Origin of the sequence: Mycobacterium sp. SMC-16 (genome assembly GCF_046250085.1) — a bacterium.
GTDB classification, from domain to species: Bacteria; Actinomycetota; Actinomycetes; order Mycobacteriales; family Mycobacteriaceae; genus Mycobacterium; species Mycobacterium phocaicum.
This window is the reverse complement of the sequence record NZ_CP176427.1, coordinates 3,871,403-3,889,839: the sequence shown is the minus strand read 5'-3', so window position 1 is coordinate 3,889,839 and position 18,437 is coordinate 3,871,403. Positions and strand designations below refer to the sequence as shown.

At 65.9% G+C, this 18,437-nt stretch carries 22 protein-coding genes; 12 read left to right on the top strand and 10 right to left on the bottom strand.

Features of this window, described 5'->3' with window-relative positions:
- Nucleotides 1–5: 5 nt before the first annotated feature.
- Both ACJEIK_RS18750 and ACJEIK_RS18745 read right to left on the bottom strand, forming a co-directional pair.
- Nucleotides 6–428 carry a cupin domain-containing protein gene (locus ACJEIK_RS18750; protein ID WP_061000393.1) on the bottom strand — a complete coding sequence of 141 codons (423 nt, stop codon included), beginning with the start codon at nt 426–428 and terminating at the stop codon, nt 6–8.
- Between the two features lie 48 nt (nt 429–476).
- The gene (locus tag ACJEIK_RS18745; RefSeq protein ID WP_061000391.1) at nt 477–872 is read right to left on the bottom strand and encodes a VOC family protein; all 396 of its coding nucleotides are present in this window, start codon (nt 870–872) and stop codon (nt 477–479) included.
- Between the two features lie 99 nt (nt 873–971).
- Here ACJEIK_RS18745 and ACJEIK_RS18740 point away from each other — a divergent pair, with 99 nt between their 5' ends.
- Nucleotides 972–1,136: a hypothetical protein gene (locus tag ACJEIK_RS18740; RefSeq protein ID WP_165605526.1), complete on the top strand. Its 165-nt coding sequence runs from the start codon at nt 972–974 to the stop codon at nt 1,134–1,136.
- 49 nt (nt 1,137–1,185) lie between these two features.
- On the opposite strand, the gene ACJEIK_RS18735 is transcribed toward ACJEIK_RS18740, so the two are convergent.
- Entirely contained in the window at nt 1,186–2,067 is an 882-nt protein-coding gene (locus tag ACJEIK_RS18735) for an exodeoxyribonuclease III (RefSeq protein WP_061000385.1), read from the bottom strand.
- A gap of 184 nt (nt 2,068–2,251) precedes the next feature.
- Between ACJEIK_RS18735 and ACJEIK_RS18730 the strand changes: the two genes are divergently transcribed.
- The 3 genes from ACJEIK_RS18730 (at nt 2,252) to ACJEIK_RS18720 (ending at nt 5,292) form a co-directional block, all read left to right on the top strand.
- Nucleotides 2,252–3,493 (top strand): Fic family protein, encoded by a 1,242-nt coding sequence (locus tag ACJEIK_RS18730; RefSeq protein ID WP_135357878.1) that lies wholly within the window; start codon nt 2,252–2,254, stop codon nt 3,491–3,493.
- Nucleotides 3,494–3,536: 43 nt separating this feature from the next.
- Entirely contained in the window at nt 3,537–4,628 is a 1,092-nt protein-coding gene (locus ACJEIK_RS18725; protein ID WP_036429724.1) for an IS630 family transposase, read from the top strand.
- Nucleotides 4,629–4,833: 205 nt separating this feature from the next.
- Nucleotides 4,834–5,292, top strand: a complete 459-nt coding sequence (locus ACJEIK_RS18720) for a hypothetical protein (protein ID WP_135357168.1) — start codon at nt 4,834–4,836, stop codon at nt 5,290–5,292.
- A gap of 51 nt (nt 5,293–5,343) precedes the next feature.
- Here the strand turns inward: ACJEIK_RS18720 and ACJEIK_RS18715 are convergent, their stop codons facing one another.
- Entirely contained in the window at nt 5,344–5,730 is a 387-nt protein-coding gene (locus tag ACJEIK_RS18715) for a DUF5997 family protein (RefSeq protein ID WP_061000379.1), read from the bottom strand.
- A gap of 51 nt (nt 5,731–5,781) precedes the next feature.
- On the opposite strand from ACJEIK_RS18715, the gene ACJEIK_RS18710 reads away from it, so the two are divergent.
- Nucleotides 5,782–6,627: a hypothetical protein gene (locus ACJEIK_RS18710; protein WP_406784279.1), complete on the top strand. Its 846-nt coding sequence runs from the start codon at nt 5,782–5,784 to the stop codon at nt 6,625–6,627.
- Here ACJEIK_RS18710 and ACJEIK_RS18705 read toward each other — a convergent pair.
- Entirely contained in the window at nt 6,600–7,322 is a 723-nt protein-coding gene (locus ACJEIK_RS18705) for a hypothetical protein (protein WP_406784280.1), read from the bottom strand. The genes ACJEIK_RS18710 and ACJEIK_RS18705 overlap by 28 nt on opposite strands.
- Before the next feature lie 54 nt (nt 7,323–7,376).
- Between ACJEIK_RS18705 and ACJEIK_RS18700 the strand changes: the two genes are divergently transcribed.
- The 3 genes from ACJEIK_RS18700 to ACJEIK_RS18690 all read left to right on the top strand — a co-directional run bounded on the left by ACJEIK_RS18700 (nt 7,377) and on the right by ACJEIK_RS18690 (nt 10,756).
- Entirely contained in the window at nt 7,377–8,123 is a 747-nt protein-coding gene (locus tag ACJEIK_RS18700) for a LysR family substrate-binding domain-containing protein (protein WP_135357170.1), read from the top strand.
- 50 nt (nt 8,124–8,173) lie between these two features.
- Nucleotides 8,174–8,884 carry a TetR/AcrR family transcriptional regulator gene (locus ACJEIK_RS18695; protein WP_135357171.1) on the top strand — a complete coding sequence of 237 codons (711 nt, stop codon included), beginning with the start codon at nt 8,174–8,176 and terminating at the stop codon, nt 8,882–8,884.
- 114 nt (nt 8,885–8,998) lie between these two features.
- Nucleotides 8,999–10,756: a PE-PPE domain-containing protein gene (locus ACJEIK_RS18690; protein ID WP_406784281.1), complete on the top strand. Its 1,758-nt coding sequence runs from the start codon at nt 8,999–9,001 to the stop codon at nt 10,754–10,756.
- Here ACJEIK_RS18690 and ACJEIK_RS18685 read toward each other — a convergent pair whose 3' ends face one another.
- Nucleotides 10,757–11,935, bottom strand: a complete 1,179-nt coding sequence (locus ACJEIK_RS18685) for an NAD(P)/FAD-dependent oxidoreductase (RefSeq protein WP_135357173.1) — start codon at nt 11,933–11,935, stop codon at nt 10,757–10,759.
- 232 nt (nt 11,936–12,167) lie between these two features.
- Between ACJEIK_RS18685 and ACJEIK_RS18680 the strand changes: the two genes are divergently transcribed.
- The 3 genes from ACJEIK_RS18680 to nrdF all read left to right on the top strand — a co-directional run bounded on the left by ACJEIK_RS18680 (nt 12,168) and on the right by nrdF (nt 15,625).
- A complete protein-coding gene (locus tag ACJEIK_RS18680; protein ID WP_082762312.1) occupies nt 12,168–12,923 on the top strand; it encodes a TetR/AcrR family transcriptional regulator in 756 nt (251 codons plus the stop codon).
- 93 nt (nt 12,924–13,016) lie between these two features.
- Complete coding sequence (locus ACJEIK_RS18675) at nt 13,017–14,528, top strand: flavin-containing monooxygenase (protein ID WP_406784282.1); 1,512 nt, start codon at nt 13,017–13,019, stop codon at nt 14,526–14,528.
- A 134-nt stretch (nt 14,529–14,662) separates the two neighbouring features.
- Complete coding sequence (gene nrdF / locus ACJEIK_RS18670; RefSeq protein WP_061010686.1) at nt 14,663–15,625, top strand: class 1b ribonucleoside-diphosphate reductase subunit beta; 963 nt, start codon at nt 14,663–14,665, stop codon at nt 15,623–15,625.
- Between the two features lie 94 nt (nt 15,626–15,719).
- Here the strand turns inward: nrdF and ACJEIK_RS18665 are convergent, their stop codons facing one another.
- Together ACJEIK_RS18665 and ACJEIK_RS18660 are read right to left on the bottom strand one after the other, a co-directional pair.
- The gene (locus ACJEIK_RS18665; RefSeq protein ID WP_135356601.1) at nt 15,720–16,196 is read right to left on the bottom strand and encodes a hypothetical protein; all 477 of its coding nucleotides are present in this window, start codon (nt 16,194–16,196) and stop codon (nt 15,720–15,722) included.
- Between the two features lie 46 nt (nt 16,197–16,242).
- The gene (locus ACJEIK_RS18660; protein ID WP_135356600.1) at nt 16,243–16,437 is read right to left on the bottom strand and encodes a hypothetical protein; all 195 of its coding nucleotides are present in this window, start codon (nt 16,435–16,437) and stop codon (nt 16,243–16,245) included.
- 98 nt (nt 16,438–16,535) lie between these two features.
- Here ACJEIK_RS18660 and ACJEIK_RS18655 point away from each other — a divergent pair, with 98 nt between their 5' ends.
- Nucleotides 16,536–16,886, top strand: a complete 351-nt coding sequence (locus tag ACJEIK_RS18655; RefSeq protein WP_064859061.1) for a DUF3349 domain-containing protein — start codon at nt 16,536–16,538, stop codon at nt 16,884–16,886.
- A gap of 66 nt (nt 16,887–16,952) precedes the next feature.
- On the opposite strand, the gene ACJEIK_RS18650 is transcribed toward ACJEIK_RS18655, so the two are convergent.
- Nucleotides 16,953–18,002 carry an NAD(P)-dependent alcohol dehydrogenase gene (locus tag ACJEIK_RS18650; protein WP_064859062.1) on the bottom strand — a complete coding sequence of 350 codons (1,050 nt, stop codon included), beginning with the start codon at nt 18,000–18,002 and terminating at the stop codon, nt 16,953–16,955.
- A 157-nt stretch (nt 18,003–18,159) separates the two neighbouring features.
- Nucleotides 18,160–18,435 carry a YciI family protein gene (locus ACJEIK_RS18645; RefSeq protein ID WP_064859063.1) on the bottom strand — a complete coding sequence of 92 codons (276 nt, stop codon included), beginning with the start codon at nt 18,433–18,435 and terminating at the stop codon, nt 18,160–18,162.
- Nucleotides 18,436–18,437: the final 2 nt, after the last annotated feature.

Here is an 18,437-nt window from a genome sequence, read left to right as displayed (position 1 = left end):
GGTGACTAGTGCGTCATGCGCCCGCTGCCGGCGGCGAGGCGACGGCCCACCCGCGTCGCGAAACGGCCGGCCCGGATCAGCATCCGCGGGAGCGGGCTACGCAGGGTGGCGTGCTTCCGGACGTAATCCGGGACGTGCCACCGGTGGGTGGTGCCCGCCGCGAATACCGCGGAATCGCCTGGCCTCAGCCAGATTCCGGTCTGCGGATCACCAATCCGGACCTCGCCGGCGACGATATGCACCGCCTCCTCGGAGGAGAACGTCCAGTCGAACGTTCCGGCCGAACAGTCCCAGATATAGAACTCGACCGCCGAGTCGCCACTGGTGTGCCAGCGCCGCGACCGGGCCCGGGGTTGGCCCTCGATGACCCAGGACGGATCGATCGGGCTGTCCATCAGGTCGTCATCCTGTGCGAATGCTGACTGCATGCTGGGAATCGTAGTGGTGGGCAAGGCTCGCCGAGGCCGGTTCTCGGACTATGCGGCAGCGGACACCATCGTGAAGATCTGCCACGAGTGGCCGTCGAGGTCGTGGTAGCTGCGGCCGTACATGAAGTCTTCGTCATCGGTGTCGCCCACCGTCGCGCCTGCGGCCAGGGCGCCGTCCACCAGCCTGTCCACGCATTCGCGGCTGTCGACCGCCAGGCAGATGACGCACTCCTTGGTCTTCGAGGCGTCGGCGGTCTCGGCCGGGTGCAGGGAGTCGAAGACGTCGCGCTGCGTCAGCATCGCGTACTGGTTCTCGCCCAGCACCAACGTCACCGCGTTGTCGCTGCTGAAGGTCTCGTTGAACGAATAGCCGAGACCGGCGAAGAACTTCCGCGAGCGCGCGACGTCGGCGACTGGCAGATGGACGAAGATCATGGCGTGCATCGGGCTGCTCCTGTGGTCCGCGGCGCCCGGAAGCGGGTGCCGTCACAGAGGTAGACAGCCGGCCCGCCCACAACTCATCGCGTGCGTGAAGATGATCCGATGTCGACGACCGTTCAAGTCATCCTGGTCACCGCTCTCGTCTTCGGGATTGTGATCGCGATCTTCGGCGCGGTCTACGCGTGGGAGAAATGGGGCAAGGGCACGCGCCTGGAGCAGAAGGCGGACCGATTCTTCGATCGCCTGAGTGACATGTTCGACCGTTAGCGACACCGTCACGGCGCCGATACCCGTTGTACTCCAAGTTATTTGGCTATCAGGGGAAGGCGTACTGCACGACCACGGGTGCGTGGTCGGACAGCCGCGCGTCAGGTGTCGCTTCCTTGTCGACCGTCACCGATACGGCGGTCCGCGCGAGCCTCGGCGTGGCCAGGTGGTGATCGATCCGCCAGCCCACGTCCCTGACGAACGATTCGCCCGCCCAACTCCACCAGGACAGCGGCCCGGGCCGCTCGCCGTGCAGCGTCCGGACCACGTCGACGAGCGTGCGCGGGCCGATCTGCGCGTCCAGCCAGGCGCGTTCCTCGGGGAGGAAACCCTCCATCTTCTGTGCCGGCCGCCAATTGGTGACGTCGTGCGGAAGGTGCGCCAGGTTCAGGTCGCCGAGCAGCAGGAACTCGCGGCCCGTCGCGAGCGCCATCCGACGGCTGCGGTTCAGTTCGCGCGCGAACGCCGCGAGGAAGCGCATCTTCCGGTCGTACTTGGCGCCGCCGTCCGGAATGTCGCGGATGTTGCCGGGCCGCTGCAGGTGTGCGGGCAGGCCGCCCTTCGGCAGGTAGAGGCACGCCACCGTGAGGGGAGCGTCCGCGAGGTCGACCTCGAGATACCGGCCCTCGAGCGCTTGCGCCGCAAGTCCCCGGCTGCGCGGCGGATGCGAGACCCAGGTCCGCACGTCGGAAGGCGCCTCCCGCGTCAGGATCGCGACGCCGTTGCGGCCCGGGACGGAGCCACTGTCGATCGCCGCGTGATAGCCGTCGAACGCACCGACCTCCGCGGGCGGGCAGCGCAGCTCTTGCAGGGCCACCACGTCGAGTCCCCGCCCGGCGAGCCAGGCGTCGAAGCCACGGCGGCGTGCCGCCCGGATTCCGTTGACGTTGAACGTGGCGATGCCCAGCGGCGGGTTCGGTGTGTCAGCCATCGGGTCTACCCAAGCAGATAGGCAGGGAGACGTTGTCGCGCCCCGAGTAGTGGAGACCGTCGATAAGCGATGTCGAATCGCTATCTATTTTATATAGATGGCGTTCCGTATAAAATAGCGATGATTAGTGGTCGCGACAGGAACGCGTTTCGTGGTTCCAGATCAGTTGGGGAGGGTGCGCAGGATGTCGTATCGCACGCTGAAGTCGATATTCCATCAGCGTGACGCCGCGGGTGCCGATGCGGAGGAGCGCGTGCGTCGAGGGTCGCCGTCGGCTATGACCTGGGACTTTAATCTCGGAGGGCACCAAATGTTCTGCGTTGCGACACCGCAGATGTCTGTGCTGACTGAGCGGGCGATGATGCTCGACGCGCGTGCGCAGAGCACCTGGGCATCGCTGCCGCCGATCGCACAGTCTCACTACCTGCACTCGATGATCGTCGAAGAGATTCAGGCTACCAACGACATCGAGAACGTCAGATCTACGAGGCGAGAGATCGCCGATGCCTTGACATCATGGCAGGACGGCTCGACACAGAAGCGTCGGTTCCGTGAGATGGTCCGCTTGTACGAAGCCCTTGGCGATCGCACCGTGAACCCGCCGAAGACTCTCGACGACATCCGGGCGCTGTATGACGCGGTGACCGCTGGCGAAGTGGTGCCCGACGATGCTCCGGACGGCACCCGGTTTCGCGCCGGCCCGGTGTCGATCACCTCGGGTCAGAAGATCGTTCATGTCGGGCTGACGCCGGAGAGTGCAATCAATGACGCGCTGACGGTGATGCTCGCTCAACGCCGTGATGAGGATGTTCCCAGGCTGATCCGGGCCGCCGTTGCACATCTGATTTTCGAAGTTGCCCACCCGTTCTACGACGGCAACGGCCGGACCGGGCGTTATTTCATGGCCCTCGACATCGGCGAACTGCTGTCACCGATCTCTTGGTTCTCGTTGTCGGCGACGATCTTCGACAACAAAGATGCCTACTATCGTGCGTTTACGGAGGTCGAGCACCCGCTGAACCGTGGGGATGCGACGCCGTTCGTCGAGGTGATGCTCGGGATCTTCAGCGAGGCGCAGCACCGCCTTGCTACTGATCTCGATGAGCGTCGGGAAGCGCTCTCTGTGCTGCGCCAGTGCATCCACGACGTCGGGCGCCACGTCGACGCCCCCGTTGACATCGACGACGACGGCCGCGCGATCCTTTTTCCGCTCGGGCAGGCAGTTCTTTTTGGTCCTCGCGGTGTGCTGACGCTCGATGAGCTCACCGATTCAGGGAAGCGGTCTAAACAGTTCGTCCGGTCCAGGGTGCAAAGTTTCGTCGACGCCGGGCTCGTCGATGTGACATCCAGAAAGCCTCTTCGATTTCGGCTCAGTTCCGCGGGGCGTGCTCTCTGCGGCGTCGCGGTCCCCACGCCGACCGCCTAGTGTCCTGCGCCGTAAATTAGTTGATTAATTGTAGAATTGGCGGGTGGGAACCAGGGGTAGGCCGGTAGTCGAGTTGGTGTTGACCGACGACGAACGTGAGACGTTGCAGCGGTGGGCCCGTCGATCGAAGTCCTCGCAGGCGTTGGCCCAACGTTGTCGGATCGTGTTGGGTTGCGCGGCAGGGAAATCCAACAAGGAAGTCGCCGCTGATGAAGGTGTGTGGCCGCAAACGGTCGGCAAATGGCGTGGACGGTTCCTGGAGGCGCGACTGGAGGGTCTGGCCGATGAGCCGCGTCCTGGTGCGCCGCGCAAGATCACCGACGAGGCGGTCGAGCAGCTGATCGTGGCCACGTTGGAGCGTCAACCCAAAGGCGCCACGCACTGGTCGCGGTCTTCGATGGCGGCTGAGACCGGGTTGTCGAAGTCAACGGTCGGACGGATCTGGAAGTCGTTCGGCCTCAAGCCGCATCAGGTGGACACCTTCAAGATCAGCAACGACCCGCAGTTCGTCGACAAGGTCCGTGACGTCGTGGGGTTGTATCTGGACCCGCCGGAGAAGGCACTGGTGCTCTGCGTCGATGAAAAATCGCAGATCCAGGCCTTGGATCGCAGCGCGCCGGTGCTGCCGATGATGCCCGGCATGCCCGAGCGCCGCACCCATGACTACGTGCGGCACGGAATCACCACCTTGTTCGCCGCCCTGGATGTGGCCACCGGCGAGGTCTACGGCTCGATTCACCGCCGGCACCGCGCGATCGAGTTCAAGAAGTTCTTGACCAAGTTGGACAACACCGTGCCCGCTGACCTGGACGTCCATCTGATCTGCGACAACTACTCGACGCACAAATCGCCGACAGTAACCAAATGGCTTGCCGCCCATCCCCGATTCCACATGCACTTCACCCCGACCTACTCGTCGTGGCTCAACCAGGTCGAGCGGTGGTTCGGGTTACTCACCGACCAGAAACTGCGCCGCGGCGTTCACCGCTCAATTCAGGCCCTCGAGAAGGACATTCGCGAGTGGATCGCAGACTGGAACGACAACCCCCGCCCGTTCAACTGGACCAAGACCGCCGACGAGATCTTCGAACGACTCGGTTCATATCTTCAACGAATTCCCGGCGCAGGACACTAGTTAAGGAATACAGATCACGAAAAACGCGTGCGATAAGTGGCCATCTGGCGCGTCTGCGTGTCCCCTGATCGGTGGAGAACGGTTCCACCGGCGAATCCGCTGTTCGGGGGAATCCGGAAAGCCGCCGTCCGCGGAATAGTTGTCGGTGTCAGAGGAACGGCCCAAACCCCCTCTCGATCAACAACATTCACGTACAGGAGGCCCCATGAACATTACGACGGCTCGTATCGCCGCTGCCGGAACGGGGATCGCCGCCGCGCTCTCCTTCGCCGCGGTCGCCCACGCGGGAACCATGCCGGTCACTCATCCCGGTGAGCCGACCATCGCGATGACGATCACCAACCACACCGACAAGGTTCAGTTCCTGCTCAACGACGGGACGAGCCCTAACGGCACATGGGTCGACGGCCCCCAGCGGATACTGGCCCCCGGCGCCACAGAAACGGTGACAGCCGTTGCACCACAAGGTGACTCACTCGACATGCACGTCGCCTACCGGGTGGGCGTCGGCGGCCCGACCGCCACCTACGAGGTCAGCAACTCGAAGACCAACACGAATGTCGCGGGCACCGGCGTCACCGGATTTCTCGCCAGGAATTACTGGATCAATCACAACTTCGGCAGCCACTACCCGAACACCAATGTCGGCTTCGACCTCTGGTGAGTGCTGGAGTTTTGACGGATCGGAAGTGACGGACCGGTGGCTACCGGTCCGTCACGCTTCGCGCGCCTGATCGGCGTGCAGCGCCTTGATGCGGCGCTGCTCGCGCAGCACCTGCTGGTAGCTCTCGCGTTCGATGATCAGCCAGTCGGGCTTCTCCTCGAGCAGCGCGTCGATCTCCTCGGTGGTCAGGGCCTTCTCGACGCCACCGCGCGCGAGGCCGGCGATCGAGATGCCGAGTTTGGCGGCCACCAGGTTCTTGGGGTGCGGCCCGTTCTTGCGGAGGTCCTTGAGCCACTGCGGCGGGTCGGCCTGCAACGCTGCCAGCTCGGCGCGGGTGATCGCGTTCTCCTGGAACTCGGCAGGCGTCGCGGGCAGGTAGACGTCCAGCTTCTTCGCCGCGGTGGCGGGTTTCATGGACTGCGCGTTGGGCCTGCTCATGGGCATCAGCCCATCGGTAGGTCGACGCGATGACCCCGTACGATCCGCGACGTGGAGTTTTCGACTCTGGATCTCGCGACCCGCAAGTTCTGGCGGGCCACCGGCAGAGCCGTCGACCTCGACGGCGGCGACGCCTGGCTGCGGGCGCCACTGGGGTCTCGGGGCGGCGGGAACAGCTGGCTGCGTGCCGAAGCGGCCCGGCGCGGTGGCGCACTGCGCGACGACGATCCCGACGCCGGTTTGCAGCCCGATCTCGAGGGATTGTCCGGTCCCGGATTCGATGCCGCGGCCGTCCACCCGATGATTCACGACTTCTACACCCAGACTGCGCGCTGGCGCATGGAGGTGTGGAGCAGCTGGTCACCGTTGTTCTGGGCGGGCGGCGAGCTGATATCGCGCATGTTCGGTAAGCGCGTGCAGCAACTGGCGTTACCGATGCGTCCTCTCGACGTTGCACGGGGCATCGATGGTCGGGTGTCGGTGATCACCGACGGCACCGGCGCACAGGTCGCGGCCGGCTGGATCCGGACCTTGCGCGGCAACGGCGACACCGTGTTCAGCGGATGTTATTCGCGCAGAACGCTTCCCGGCGCCGACCGGGCGAGCGTGCACGTGACGTTCCCGTTGGAAGAGGGCAACGTCCAGGTCTTCCTGCGGCCGCAAAACCTGCCGGGCGGCGGCCTGCGGTTGTCTTCGCCGACCGGCCGGTGGGGCGCTGACGGGGCGTACGTCCTGGTGCGTGACCGCGGGCGCTACTTCGCGCGGCGGGTGCCCGTGCACGAGACGTTCGACCTATACGTCGACGGCGAGCAGGTGCTCCGTACCGACCATGTGCTGCGGATGTGGAATATGCCGGCCGTCCGCCTGCACTACAAGCTCGAACGCCGCGGCACGTAACCGGTACGTCCGTCCCAGTGGCCGTGTTCGGACAGCGGCCGGAATCGGTACGTCGCGAACTCACGGTGGAAGTCCCGGCGGCGGCGTTCTGCCATCGCATCGGCATGGCGAGCCGGGTCGGCGAGCTCTGCCGCTCCACCCCGGCCGTGCACCATGTCGGTCATCGCCCGCACCGAGTTCCAGATCGAGAAAGTGGAGATCGAGCGGGGCGGACGCATCGCGGCCAGCGCCAGGGTGGCGTCCGGGTGGTCGCGGACCAACCGCTCGACGGGCTTGCCCCACGTCAGAAAGCGCGGCACTTCGGGCAATCGCATGCGGGCCAGGGTGACGGCCACGACGGGCTCGTCATCGTCGGAGGCCTCGGCCTCCTGCGGTAGATCGGGGAGCGCCACGAGCGTGGACCAGCGCCGCAGAAACGTCATCCGGACATGCCAGCCGGCGTCCAGGAGCGCGCCCGGCCCGGCCAGGAATGCGTCGATCGCGGCCTCGTCCTCCCATCGGGCGAACATCGCCAGCCGCCGCGCCTGCAGCCGGTCGGGGGAGATGGTCGGCGCGCCGAGCCGCATCAGCGACAGGCATTCGGCGTAGCGCAGCCCCGCCACCCGGTCGGGCCGGGGCGGTCGCCGCAGCAGCGGCACCGTCGCCGTGATCGGCAGCTCGACGAGATGGAACGTGAAGACGCCGAGCCCGGTCATGCCTCAATTGTCGGTGCTGACGATGACGCGCCCGACGCACGTTTGGGTAGCGTGATGGCCGTGGCACCGTCCTCCTCGCTGGCCTCATTGACCCTCGGGTACGTACCCGGTGGGACGCCCGCCAAGTGGGCGCGGATCTGGGCCGAGCGCCGTCCCGACGCTGCGCTGGTACTGCATCCGGTGACCGCGGCGGATGCGGCCGACGCGCTGCGGGCCGGCACCGTCGACGTGGCGTTGCTCCGGCTGCCGGCGGACACGACTGGGCTGGCCGTCATCTCGCTGTACGAGGAGACGACGGTGGCTGTGGTGCCGACCGATCATCTGCTCACCGCCGTCGACACGATCACCGCTGCCGACCTCGACGGCGAGCCGATCCTGGTACCGCGCGACCACGTGGTCGCGTGGGCGGACGCCCCGGGCACACCGGTTGACCATCGGCCCGAAACCACCGAGGACGCAATCGAACTCGTCGCCGCCGGGATGGGCGCGCTGATCGTCCCGCAGTCGCTCGCGCGGCTGCATCACCGCAAGGACCTCACGTACCGGCCGATCACCGACGCGCCCACCTGCCCGGTCGCGCTGGCGTTTCCGGAAGGTGAGCAGCCGGACCTGGTCGAGGAGTTCATCGGCATCGTGCGTGGCCGCAAGGCCAGTTCGTCGCGGGGGCAGGCCGAGCCGGCGCCGAAACGCAGCGCGCGGGAGAAGACCCTCGCCAAGCAGGCTGCGCGGGCCGCGGCGGGCAAGGGAGTCGTGGGCAAGTCGGCCCGAAAACCTGGCCAGGCCAAGCGTGGTCGGCGCTGAGGGCGTCGTAACCCCGTTGCGTTTGCTCGGCGCTACTACACTCCCAGGCCATGGGCAGACCGTCGGCGGGCACAGGCAAAACCGCCGCGTCACGATCCGCGACAGCACGAGGTCCACGCACCATCCGTGGTCTCGACGCCGAACAGCGTCGGGTTCACCGCCGGGAACAGCTGCTGGCATCCGCGTTCGAGTTGATCGCCCGGGACGGTTACGCGAACACTTCGATCGAGCAGATCTGCCAGAGCGCAATGGTGGGGAACAAGGCGTTCTACGAGACCTTCGAGAGCAAGGAAGACTGCTACATCGAGTTGCTCCGGCAGATCGCCGAGCGCATCGAACGTCAGGTTGTCGAGATCCTCGACAGCGCCCCCGATGACGACGACGAGACGGTCCGGCTGCTGCTGTCGGCGTTCGCCCACGCCCTGGTCGATGACCCCCGGATTGCGGTGGTGGCATTCGGCGAATGCGCGGGTATCTCGCCGCGCGTCGAGCGCCAGCGCCGGGAGAACCGGCGTTGGACCGCAACGTTTGTCGAAGAGCTGTGGCGGCGTCGCGAGTTCCCAGAGATCGCGGACCTCGCCACGATCGACTTTCATGCGCTGGCGGTCTTGACGGTCGGCGGTCTGTTCGAGGCGGTTGCCGACTGGCTGCACGATTACGAGCCCGACACCGAATCACGGCCGAGCATCGACACTCTCATCGGGAATCTGACGAGCTTCATGGCGGTGGTCCGGGCGGGTATCGCCGCCTCGGTGCGCTGATCGCCGGCCGCGCCATACTCCGGCGCACCCGATCGCGCACCGGTTTGACAAGAGTTCTTGTTTTTGACAAGAGTTCTTGTTCTGAATGAGTGGTTGCTATAACGTCCTGCGGCTATGGGGGTCAATTCAACACAATTGCAATCACCGCGACGGACGACCACGGTCCTGGCGAGGGGTGTCGCGGTCGGTATCGCCGCAGCGGCTGTAGTCGGCGTATCGACGCCGGCCGCGCCGATCGTGTCGCAGGCCGCCGTACGGCTCGTCGACACCACGATCGGCATCGGGGGATCGTTCGACCCCCTCGGGCTGAGCATCCCGATGTTCTTCTACGGAACGGCTGTCCCCCAAGGAGATTCATTCCACGTTGTGCCATACCCGGGGCAGATCAACGTCGAATGGCCGATCATCTCCGCGCTGCCGGGCTTGTCCGGCGTCCCCTACTGGCCGCACTCGCTGAAACAGTCCGAACGCATCGGAGCCGGCTATCTCGAGCAGGACATCGCCAAACAGGCATCTGGCGAGAAGATCACCATCCTCGGCATGTCACAAGGCGCGCAGGTCGCCGAGATCGCGCGCGCCGACATGGCCAAGGACCCGACCTATGTTGCCCACGCCGGCGACTACAGCTTCACCCTCATCGGCGATCCGTACCAACCGAACGGCGGCATCCTGTCACGCTTCACCTCGTGGAGTCGTGTGCCGATCCTCGGTGATCTGTTTCCGCTCGGACGACCGGGGCCGTCCGACAGCCCATTCCAAACCACCGTCTACCAGAACCAGTACGACGGATTCGCTGATTTCCCGGCGTATTTCAACCCGCTGGCCGTCGTCAACGCCTTGCTGGGCATCATGTTCGAACATGTCCTTCCCGGCTATGCGCTGGAGCCCAAGACCAGTTCCAACACCGTCAGCACCACCGTGGGCAACACCACGTACGTGACTTTCCCGCAGCGCCTGCCGCTGCTGGCGCCGCTGCGCCTTGCCGCGTCCCTGATCGGGGCGCAGCGCCTCGTCGACGCCATGGACCCGGTCCTGCGCGTCATCATCGAAAGCGCTTATGACCGCACGGCGGATCCCAGTCAGGTCAAGCAATTCAGCTGGATAACGCCACAGGCCAAGATCTCTGCCGCCCTCAAAGAATTGCCCGGGGCGCTCGCGCAGTCGATGCAGATTCTCCGCACCGGTAAGTACACGCCCACCTTGCCGCAACCCACGGTGGATGCCACCGAACCGGTGACGCCCACGACCGATCACCCGGCGAAGCAGGTGGACAACTCACCGCTGGCCAAGGCGATCCGGCAATCGGTGGTGAATCTGACTGCGGCGCTGACGAATATCACCCGTCCGGTGGCCAAGCTGTTGCAGGTGGTCGGCGGCCAGAAGCCGACGTCGGCGCAAGCGCCGAGCGCCGCCGCAGCCGTCGCCGCCTCGTCGACCACGACCCCGCAGGCGCTACCCAGCGGCGGAACCCGGCTTCCGGTAACGGTAACCACGGCGCCGCAGACGAAAGCGACCACGCTGCAGACGAAGCCGACGGCCGCTGTATCGGAGCGGGCGACGACGCCGGCTGCGCCACCTTCGTCATCTGCCGGGCAAGCGAAACCGGCAAAGTCCGGAAAGCTGCGCCGATCAAGGGCAGATTCCGTCGAGTCCGACCGGGCGCCCCGCGACCAGCGGGAGCAATCCGCCGGCCCCGGCCGTGCGGTATCTGACGCCGACACGTCAGCGCCAAGCATCAAAGCCCCGGCGCCGACCGCCAAAGCCGGCGACCGGAAAAGCGAATCCACCAGGAGCACAACCAAATACGACGCGCCCGCCGGCGCGAAGGCCGATCACGCGCAGTCGGCAAAGAGCGCCCGGCCGGCGGCGTAGTCAGGTGTGTGCCGGCCCCTCGGCTTTCTTGTACAGCGACTTCAGCAGCACATCACGAAAGACGCGGCTGTCGACTGCGCGGCGGCCGGCGTCGGCCACCCACGGGACACCGGCCAGCCGGTGGAAGAACCGTCCACGCCGGTACTCGCGGCCCCATGCGGCCTCGATCCGCTGCTCGTAATTGGTGAAGTCGCCGGGACCGCCATTCGCCAGGGCGGCGACGGCGCATTCGCCTGCGGCCAAACCGGATTCGAGTGCCTTGGAGATGCCGGCGCCGGAAGCGGGCTTGCCGGCGCCCAGCGCGTCGCCGGCGAACAAGATGCCGGGCCGCCACGGCGGCCATGCGGTGAACCCCATGGGCAGCCGCCAGGCCCGGACGCTCTTGTTTCGTTTCAGCTCGTCGATCGACGGGAGCGCCCAGTCGCGCGGCAGCGTGTTCAGGAAGTCGCCGAGAAACTGGGTTGCGTTGATGGCCTGCCAGTTTCGGTAGCTGTTGACGTAACCCAGCCCGATGTTGAAGTTGCCGTTGCCCATGGGGAACACCCAGCCGTAGCCGGGCAACTGGTGACCGTCGAACAGCAGCTTGAGATAGATCTCCAGGGCATCGGAGTCGGCGCGGTCGGCCGGCATCTCGGCGCGAATGGCGATGGCCGAATAGCCGTGCAAGTCCGAGTCGAGGTGCAGCGCGCGCCTGAGCGGGGAGTAGGCGCCGTCGGCGGCGATCACGGCGTCGGCGTGCACCGCCTCGCCGTCCCTGAGGACCACGCCGGTGATCCTGCCGTCGTCGCTGCGCTCGACGCCCGTCACCTCGCAACCCTGCCGCACTTCGGCGCCCGCGGCCTCGGCATGGCCGAGCAACAGCGCATCCAGGTGGGTGCGGCTGACGGTGCAGCCGTGGTCGGGCATGCCGGGTCGGCGCGGGAACGCCAGCTCCCATTGGTGCGGGCTGAACACCGTGACCCGATTGATCCGGTGGAACTCGGCGACCTGTTGTGCGAGGCCCATCTTCTGCAGGTAGCTGACCCCGCGGGCCGTCAGCCCGTCGCCGCACGGCTTGTCGCGGGGGAAGGTGGCCTTGTCGAGGACGAGCACGCCGGCGCCGGCCTGTGCGGCCTGCCACGCAGCAGCCGATCCGGCCGGACCTCCGCCGGCGACGATGATGTCGTACCGCTGCGGCATGTGATCAAGTCCCCTGTGAGGCCGGTACTTTCAGGCGGTGCCTGAGGGCGATGGTACGCGCGAAGCCTGCCGGCCGGCTGGCGTGACCACGCGCCCGCAGATGTGACATGCGCCGCGCCGGGCGGTCTGAGCAGGTCAGATTTGGCCCGCCCGGTACAGTGGCGGGGTGCGCAGGCCATCTCTTCCACGCACCGGCATCCAGGCCGGGGTGAAAGTTCCTGGTGTGCCGGGCGTGAATGTTCCTTCCGTCAGCGTGCAGGTGAAGGTCACTCCGCCCAAAGGCGCCCCCGAGAAGGTGGACGCCCGCAGCGAGCGCTGGCGCGAACATCGGCTCAAGGTCCGCGAGGAGATCGTCGACGCGGCGTTCCGCGCGATCGACAGGCTGGGCCCGAACGTCAGCGTGCGGGAGATCGCCGAAGAGGCCGGCACCGCCAAGCCCAAGATTTACCGGCACTTCGCCGACAAATCCGACATGTTCTCGCAGATCGGCGAGCGCATGCGCGACATGTTGTGGGCGGCCATCATTCCGTCCATCGACATCGAGAATGATTCGACCGGCGACCTCATCGGCGCTGCTGTCGGCCACTATGTGGACCTGGTGGACCAGCACCCCAACGTGGTGCGCTTCCTGCTGCAGGGCCGGTTCGCCGACCAGTCCGCCGCCGCGATGACGACCGTCAACCGCGGCCGGGACATCACCCTGGCCATCGCCGCCATGATCAGCGGCGAGCTCAAGGACATGGACCTGGATTCCGCCGTCTTCGAGCTGGCGGCGTTCACCTTGTTCGGTGCCGCCGCGTCGGCGACCGACTGGTGGCTCGGGGGGAGCGATGACACACCGCGCCGGCTGCCCCGCGACCAGTTCGTCGCGCACATGACAACCATCATGATCGGCGCCATCAACGGCACCGCCAGGCTGCTGGGGGTCCGGTTCGACCTGGATCTGCCGGTGCATGACGCGGTCCGCCGCGAAGAAAACGTGGGCTGACCACCTCGCTCTAACTGGTGCGTTGACACCTCGATGGTCTGACCGGACACTGTGAAGTATCCGGTACCGCCGTTCCCAGGAAAGAGCAGGTTCATGACGGTTTCCGAACAGTCCGCCGACGTCGAGGTCGCCGCCGAGCCGATCGTGACGCGGGCGGTGATCATCGGGTCCGGTTTCTCCGGGCTGGGCATGGGCATCGCGCTGCGCAAACAGGGCTTCGGTGCGCGCGACTTCCTGATCCTGGAGAAGGCCGACGAGGTCGGCGGCACCTGGCGCGACAACACCTATCCCGGCTGCGCGTGTGACATCCCGTCACACATGTATTCGTTCTCCTTCGAGCCGAAGGCCGACTGGACGCACATGTGGTCGTTCCAGCCCGAGATCCTCGACTACCTCAAGGGCGTCACCGACAAGCACAACCTCCGCCGCAACATCCGGTTCAACACCCACGTCGACCGCGCGCACTGGGACGAAGACGAGCGGCGCTGGCACATCTACGACACCGACGGCCAGGAGTACATCGCGCAGTTCCTCATCTCCGGTGCGGGCGGCCTGCACATCCCGGCGGTTCCCGAAATCGAAGGCAGCGACGAATTTGCCGGTGCCGCTTTCCATTCCGCACAGTGGGACCACAGCGTCGACATCACCGGCAAGCGCGTCGCGGTGATCGGGACCGGCGCCAGCGCCATCCAGATCGTGCCCGCGATCGTCGACCAGGTGTCCGAGTTGCACCTGTACCAGCGCACCCCGGCGTGGGTCATGCCGCGGCCCAACAACGCCTTTCCGGAATGGATGAAGAACACCTTCCGCCGGGTACCGGGTACTCGGGCCCTCATGCGGGACGCCATCTACTGGATTCACGAAGGTGTCGGCTTCGCGATGACCAAGCAGCCGCGACTGCTCAAAATCGGTGAGCTGCTGGGCAAGTGGAACATCAACCGCAGCATCAAGGACCCCGAGCTGCGCCGCAAGCTGACCCCGAACTACGTCGCGGGCTGCAAGCGAATCCTGAACTCCGACACCTACTATCGCGGCATCGCCAACCCGAAGACGCAGGTCTTCACCGAGGGTATCGAGCGGATGACGGCCAATGGCATCGTCACCCGCGACGGCGTCGAGCACCCCGTCGACGTGGTGGTGTGGTGCACCGGTTTCCACGTCACCGACTCCTACACCTACGTCGACATCAAGGGTCTCGGGGGAGAGGACCTGGTCGACCGGTGGAATCGCGAGGGGATGGCAGCCCACCGCGGCATCACGGTGGCGAACATGCCGAACCTGTTCTTCCTGCTGGGCCCGAACACCGCACTGGGCCACAACTCGGTGGTGTTCATGATCGAGTCGCAGATCCGCTACGCCGCGCAGGCCATTGCCGCCGCCGACAAGGCGGGCGCCGCCGCGCTGATGCCGAGCCGCCGCGCCCAGGACGAGTACAACGCCGAGTTGCAGCAGAATCTGGCCGGCACGGTGTGGAGCACCGGTGGTTGCCACAGCTGGTACATGGACGAGCACGGCGTGAACCGCACCCTGTGGAGCGGCATGACCTGGCAATACTGGCTCGAGACCCGGAAATTCCAGTCGACGGAGTACGAGTTCATCCGCTGAAGCGGCCTCCGCGGCGCGACACGCCAACACAACTTTTAGCGGTGTTCGGCGACGGCAGACACCAGGGGTAGTGTCTGTGGTGCCGATCCGGCAAACACAGTTCCAGGCGAAATGGGGTCACGGTGTCTGAAGGTATGAAGCTGATCGACCGGGCCTCCGCGATCAACTGGAACCGCGTGCAGGACGACAAGGACGCGGAGGTCTGGGACCGTCTCACGGGCAACTTCTGGTTGCCGGAGAAGGTGCCGGTGTCCAACGACATCCCGTCCTGGGGCACCCTGACCGACAGCGAAAAGCAGCTCACCATGCGGGTTTTCACGGGCCTGACGCTGCTGGACACCATCCAGGGCACCGTCGGCGCCGTCAGCCTGATTCCCGATGCGCTGACCCCGCACGAGCAGGCCGTCTACACCAACATCGCCTTCATGGAGTCGGTGCACGCCAAGAGCTACAGCAACATCTTCTCGACGCTGTGCTCCACCGTCGAGATCGACGAGGCGTTCCGCTGGTCGGAGGAGAACCCGAACCTGCAGCGCAAGGCCGAGATCGTCATGAAGTACTACAAGGGTGACGAGCCGCTCAAGCGCAAGGTGGCCTCGACGCTGCTCGAGAGCTTCCTGTTCTACTCCGGCTTCTACCTGCCGATGTACTGGTCCTCGCGCGCCAAGCTCACCAACACCGCCGACATGATCCGGCTGATCATCCGTGACGAAGCGGTGCACGGCTACTACATCGGCTACAAGTACCAGCGCGGCCTGGCCATGGTCGACGAGGCCAAGCGGACCGAGCTCAAGGACTACACGTACGAGCTGCTCTTCGAGCTGTACGACAATGAGGTCGAGTACACCCAGGACCTGTACGACGGCGTCGGCCTCACCGAGGACGTCAAGAAGTTCCTGCGCTACAACGCCAACAAGGCGCTGATGAACCTCGGCTACGAAGCGCTGTTCCCGCGCGATGAGACCGACGTGAACCCCGCGATCCTGTCGGCGCTGTCGCCCAACGCCGACGAGAACCACGACTTCTTCTCGGGTTCGGGTAGCTCGTACGTGATCGGCAAGGCCGTCAACACCGAAGACGCGGACTGGGACTTCTAAAGCGCAGTTCAGTGCTGTGATTGCGGGGCGTATCGGGTAACCGATGCGCCCCGCATCTCATTGGATCGGGATTCTGGGTTCTGTGGGGCGCCCGTCAGGCCAGCGGTGGTACCGGGTTGATGGTGAACCCGAACTTTGTCAGCGGCTCAAGGGATTTGCGCGCCTCGGGGCTGGCCACCGCGAAGGTGATGATCGCGGTCTGATCGCTGACGGCCGATGCGAACAGCGCCATGAAATTGCGCTGCAGCGCCGAGGTCATGTCGCTGTTGGCGGTCCATTGCGTGATCCACAGGCCGTTGGTCAGGCCCGGGTTGACCGCGCTCGCGCAGGTGCCCGCCCGGACCGCGCCGGGCCAGTCGCGGGCGGCGATGGCGGGATCGTCCTGGTTGAAACTGCCTGGCGCACAGACGGATTTCTGCCAGTCGTTGAGCACGCCGGTGACGCCGGGCGACACGGGGGCCGGAGCCGGCGGCTCCGGATCGGCATGCGCGACGCTCATCGGCAGCAAGGTGATGGCCACGCCGGCGAGGGCCAGCTGGGACAGCGGAGCGCGGCGGCGAGCGGACGTCATGATCCAAGTATTAATGCGTGACAGTAAATTCCGTCAACCGGACGAGTCAGTCGGCGTTGGACTGCCGGTCGCCGACGAAGGCCAGCAGTGCGGCGTCGCCGGAGCGGATCACGTCGACGCGCTCACCGCCGTCGCACTGGAACAGCCCGATGGTCAGTTCGTGCGCACGGCGGCCGATGATCCGCCAGACACCGCCTGCCAGCTCCCAGCGCTGCAGGATGTCTACCGGATCGTCGGGCACAAGGGAGATTGTGGCCGGAACCCCGAGAGCAGACGTGAAAACCCCCGATGTCGGCGCGTCCAGTGGTGGGTTGACCGGGGAGCGGCGAGACTTACCGGGTGTCGACGAAGTCGCTGCTGCTTTCGGTGCTGAACTGGCTGCGTGCCGGTTACCCGGAGGGGGTCCCAGGCCCCGACCGGGTGCCTCTGCTGGCATTGTTGCGGGCCACGCCGCTGACCGAGGAGCAGGTGGCCGAAGTGGTGCGCAATATCGCCGAGGCCTCAGCGCCCGCCGACGTCGACAATCCCATCGAGCGCGACGACATCGCCGAGTTCATCGCCGACGTCACCCACCATGACGCCGGCCCGGAGAACGTCGCGCGGGTGGCTGCCAAACTGGCCGCGGCCGGCTGGCCGTTGGCGGGTATGGACCTGTTGCCTGACGCCGGCCCCGGCACAGACGGCCGATAACGCGTTACGCCGAGGATTGCAGTCACTATTTGACTGCAATCCTCGGCGTTGACGAGAAACCCGCGGCTAGATGGTCGCGGTGTCGATCACGAAGCGGTACCGCACGTCACTGGCGATGACGCGCTCGTAGGCCTCGTTGACGTACGACGCCTCGATGACCTCGATCTCCGGGGTGACGTCGTGCTCGGCGCAGAAGTCCAGCATCTCCTGGGTCTCCGGGATGCCGCCGATCAACGAACCGGCGAGCGTGCGGCGCATGCCGATCAGCGGGAACACCGGCACCTCGAGCGGCTTCTCCGGGGCGCCGAGCTCGACGAGCGTGCCGTCGGACTTCAGCAGGTTCAGGTACAGGCCCATGTTGAGGTTGGCCGACACCGTGTTGATGATCAGGTCGAAGCTGCCGGCCAGCTTCTTGAAGGTGTCCGGGTCATTGGTGGCGTAGTAGTGGTGCGCGCCCAGACGAAGGCCGTCTTCCATCTTCTTGAGCGACTGGCTCAGCACGGTGACCTCGGCGCCCATCGCGACGGCGAGCTTCACGCCGACGTGACCGAGACCGCCGAGACCGACGATGGCGACCTTCTTGCCCGGTCCGGCGTTCCAGTGCCGCAGCGGCGAGTACAGGGTGATGCCGGCGCACAGCAGCGGAGCGGCCTTGTCCAGCGGGATGCTGTCCGGGATGCGCAGCACGTAGTTCTCGTCGACGACGATGGCGGTGCTGTAGCCGCCGTAGGTGGGGGTGCCGTCGCGGCCGGTGGCGTTGTAGGTGCCGATGTTGCCGCCCTTGCCGGTGCAGTACTGCTGCAGGCCGGCCAGGCAATTCTCGCACTCGCGGCACGAGTCGACGAAGCAGCCGACGCCGACGTGGTCGCCGACCTTGTACTTGGTCACCTCGGAGCCGACGGCGGTAACGACACCGGCGATCTCATGGCCGGGTACGACGGGGTAGTTGGCGGGGCCCCATTCGGACTTGACGGTGTGGATGTCCGAGTGACAGATGCCCGCGAACTTGATGTCGAATGCCACGTCGTGCGGGCCGATGTCACGGCGCTCGATGGTGGTCTTGGTCAGCGGGCTGGTCGCTGAGGTCGCGGCGTAGGCGGAAACGGTCGTGGTCATGCGTATCAGTCCTCTTCATTCTCGGCTTGCCTAGCGGCGGTTACCTACTACAAAAGATTAGCGAAGGTAACGAAATGTGGGGCAGTGCGTCAGGCCCTCACCACACTCAACGGCGCCCGGCGCCGAACTAATCCCGGATCCGGCTGTGAATTTCCGGTCAGAGCCCGGCGGCGCGGAAACCGGCGTTGAAGCTCACGCGCTCGTAGGTGGCGACCCCGGCGTGCACGTACGGGTCGCTGGCGGTGAGGGCGTCGGCTTCCTCGGCCGTCATGTCCGAGGCGATGAGTACGGCGCCGCCCTGCGACTCGAGCCGGCCGGCAAGAAGGATGCGGCGCTCCTCGACCAGCTTGCCGAGCCACTCCAGATGCGCGGGTCGCGCCTGGTCGACGACGTCCAAGGGCTGCGTGTAGGTGATGTTCAGTACGTGAAACACGC

Coding starts and splice junctions, on each gene's coding strand:
- ACJEIK_RS18750 (WP_061000393.1), bottom strand. CDS start 428: ATGCAGTCAGCATTCGCACAGGATGACGACCTGATGGACAGCCCGATC.
- ACJEIK_RS18745 (WP_061000391.1), bottom strand. CDS start 872: ATGCACGCCATGATCTTCGTCCATCTGCCAGTCGCCGACGTCGCGCGC.
- ACJEIK_RS18740 (WP_165605526.1), top strand. CDS start 972: ATGTCGACGACCGTTCAAGTCATCCTGGTCACCGCTCTCGTCTTCGGG.
- ACJEIK_RS18735 (WP_061000385.1), bottom strand. CDS start 2,067: ATGGCTGACACACCGAACCCGCCGCTGGGCATCGCCACGTTCAACGTC.
- ACJEIK_RS18730 (WP_135357878.1), top strand. CDS start 2,252: ATGTCGTATCGCACGCTGAAGTCGATATTCCATCAGCGTGACGCCGCG.
- ACJEIK_RS18720 (WP_135357168.1), top strand. CDS start 4,834: ATGAACATTACGACGGCTCGTATCGCCGCTGCCGGAACGGGGATCGCC.
- ACJEIK_RS18715 (WP_061000379.1), bottom strand. CDS start 5,730: ATGAGCAGGCCCAACGCGCAGTCCATGAAACCCGCCACCGCGGCGAAG.
- ACJEIK_RS18705 (WP_406784280.1), bottom strand. CDS start 7,322: ATGACCGGGCTCGGCGTCTTCACGTTCCATCTCGTCGAGCTGCCGATC.
- ACJEIK_RS18700 (WP_135357170.1), top strand. CDS start 7,377: ATGGCCGTGGCACCGTCCTCCTCGCTGGCCTCATTGACCCTCGGGTAC.
- ACJEIK_RS18695 (WP_135357171.1), top strand. CDS start 8,174: ATGGGCAGACCGTCGGCGGGCACAGGCAAAACCGCCGCGTCACGATCC.
- ACJEIK_RS18690 (WP_406784281.1), top strand. CDS start 8,999: ATGGGGGTCAATTCAACACAATTGCAATCACCGCGACGGACGACCACG.
- ACJEIK_RS18685 (WP_135357173.1), bottom strand. CDS start 11,935: ATGCCGCAGCGGTACGACATCATCGTCGCCGGCGGAGGTCCGGCCGGA.
- ACJEIK_RS18675 (WP_406784282.1), top strand. CDS start 13,017: ATGACGGTTTCCGAACAGTCCGCCGACGTCGAGGTCGCCGCCGAGCCG.
- nrdF (WP_061010686.1), top strand. CDS start 14,663: ATGAAGCTGATCGACCGGGCCTCCGCGATCAACTGGAACCGCGTGCAG.
- ACJEIK_RS18665 (WP_135356601.1), bottom strand. CDS start 16,196: ATGACGTCCGCTCGCCGCCGCGCTCCGCTGTCCCAGCTGGCCCTCGCC.
- ACJEIK_RS18650 (WP_064859062.1), bottom strand. CDS start 18,002: ATGACCACGACCGTTTCCGCCTACGCCGCGACCTCAGCGACCAGCCCG.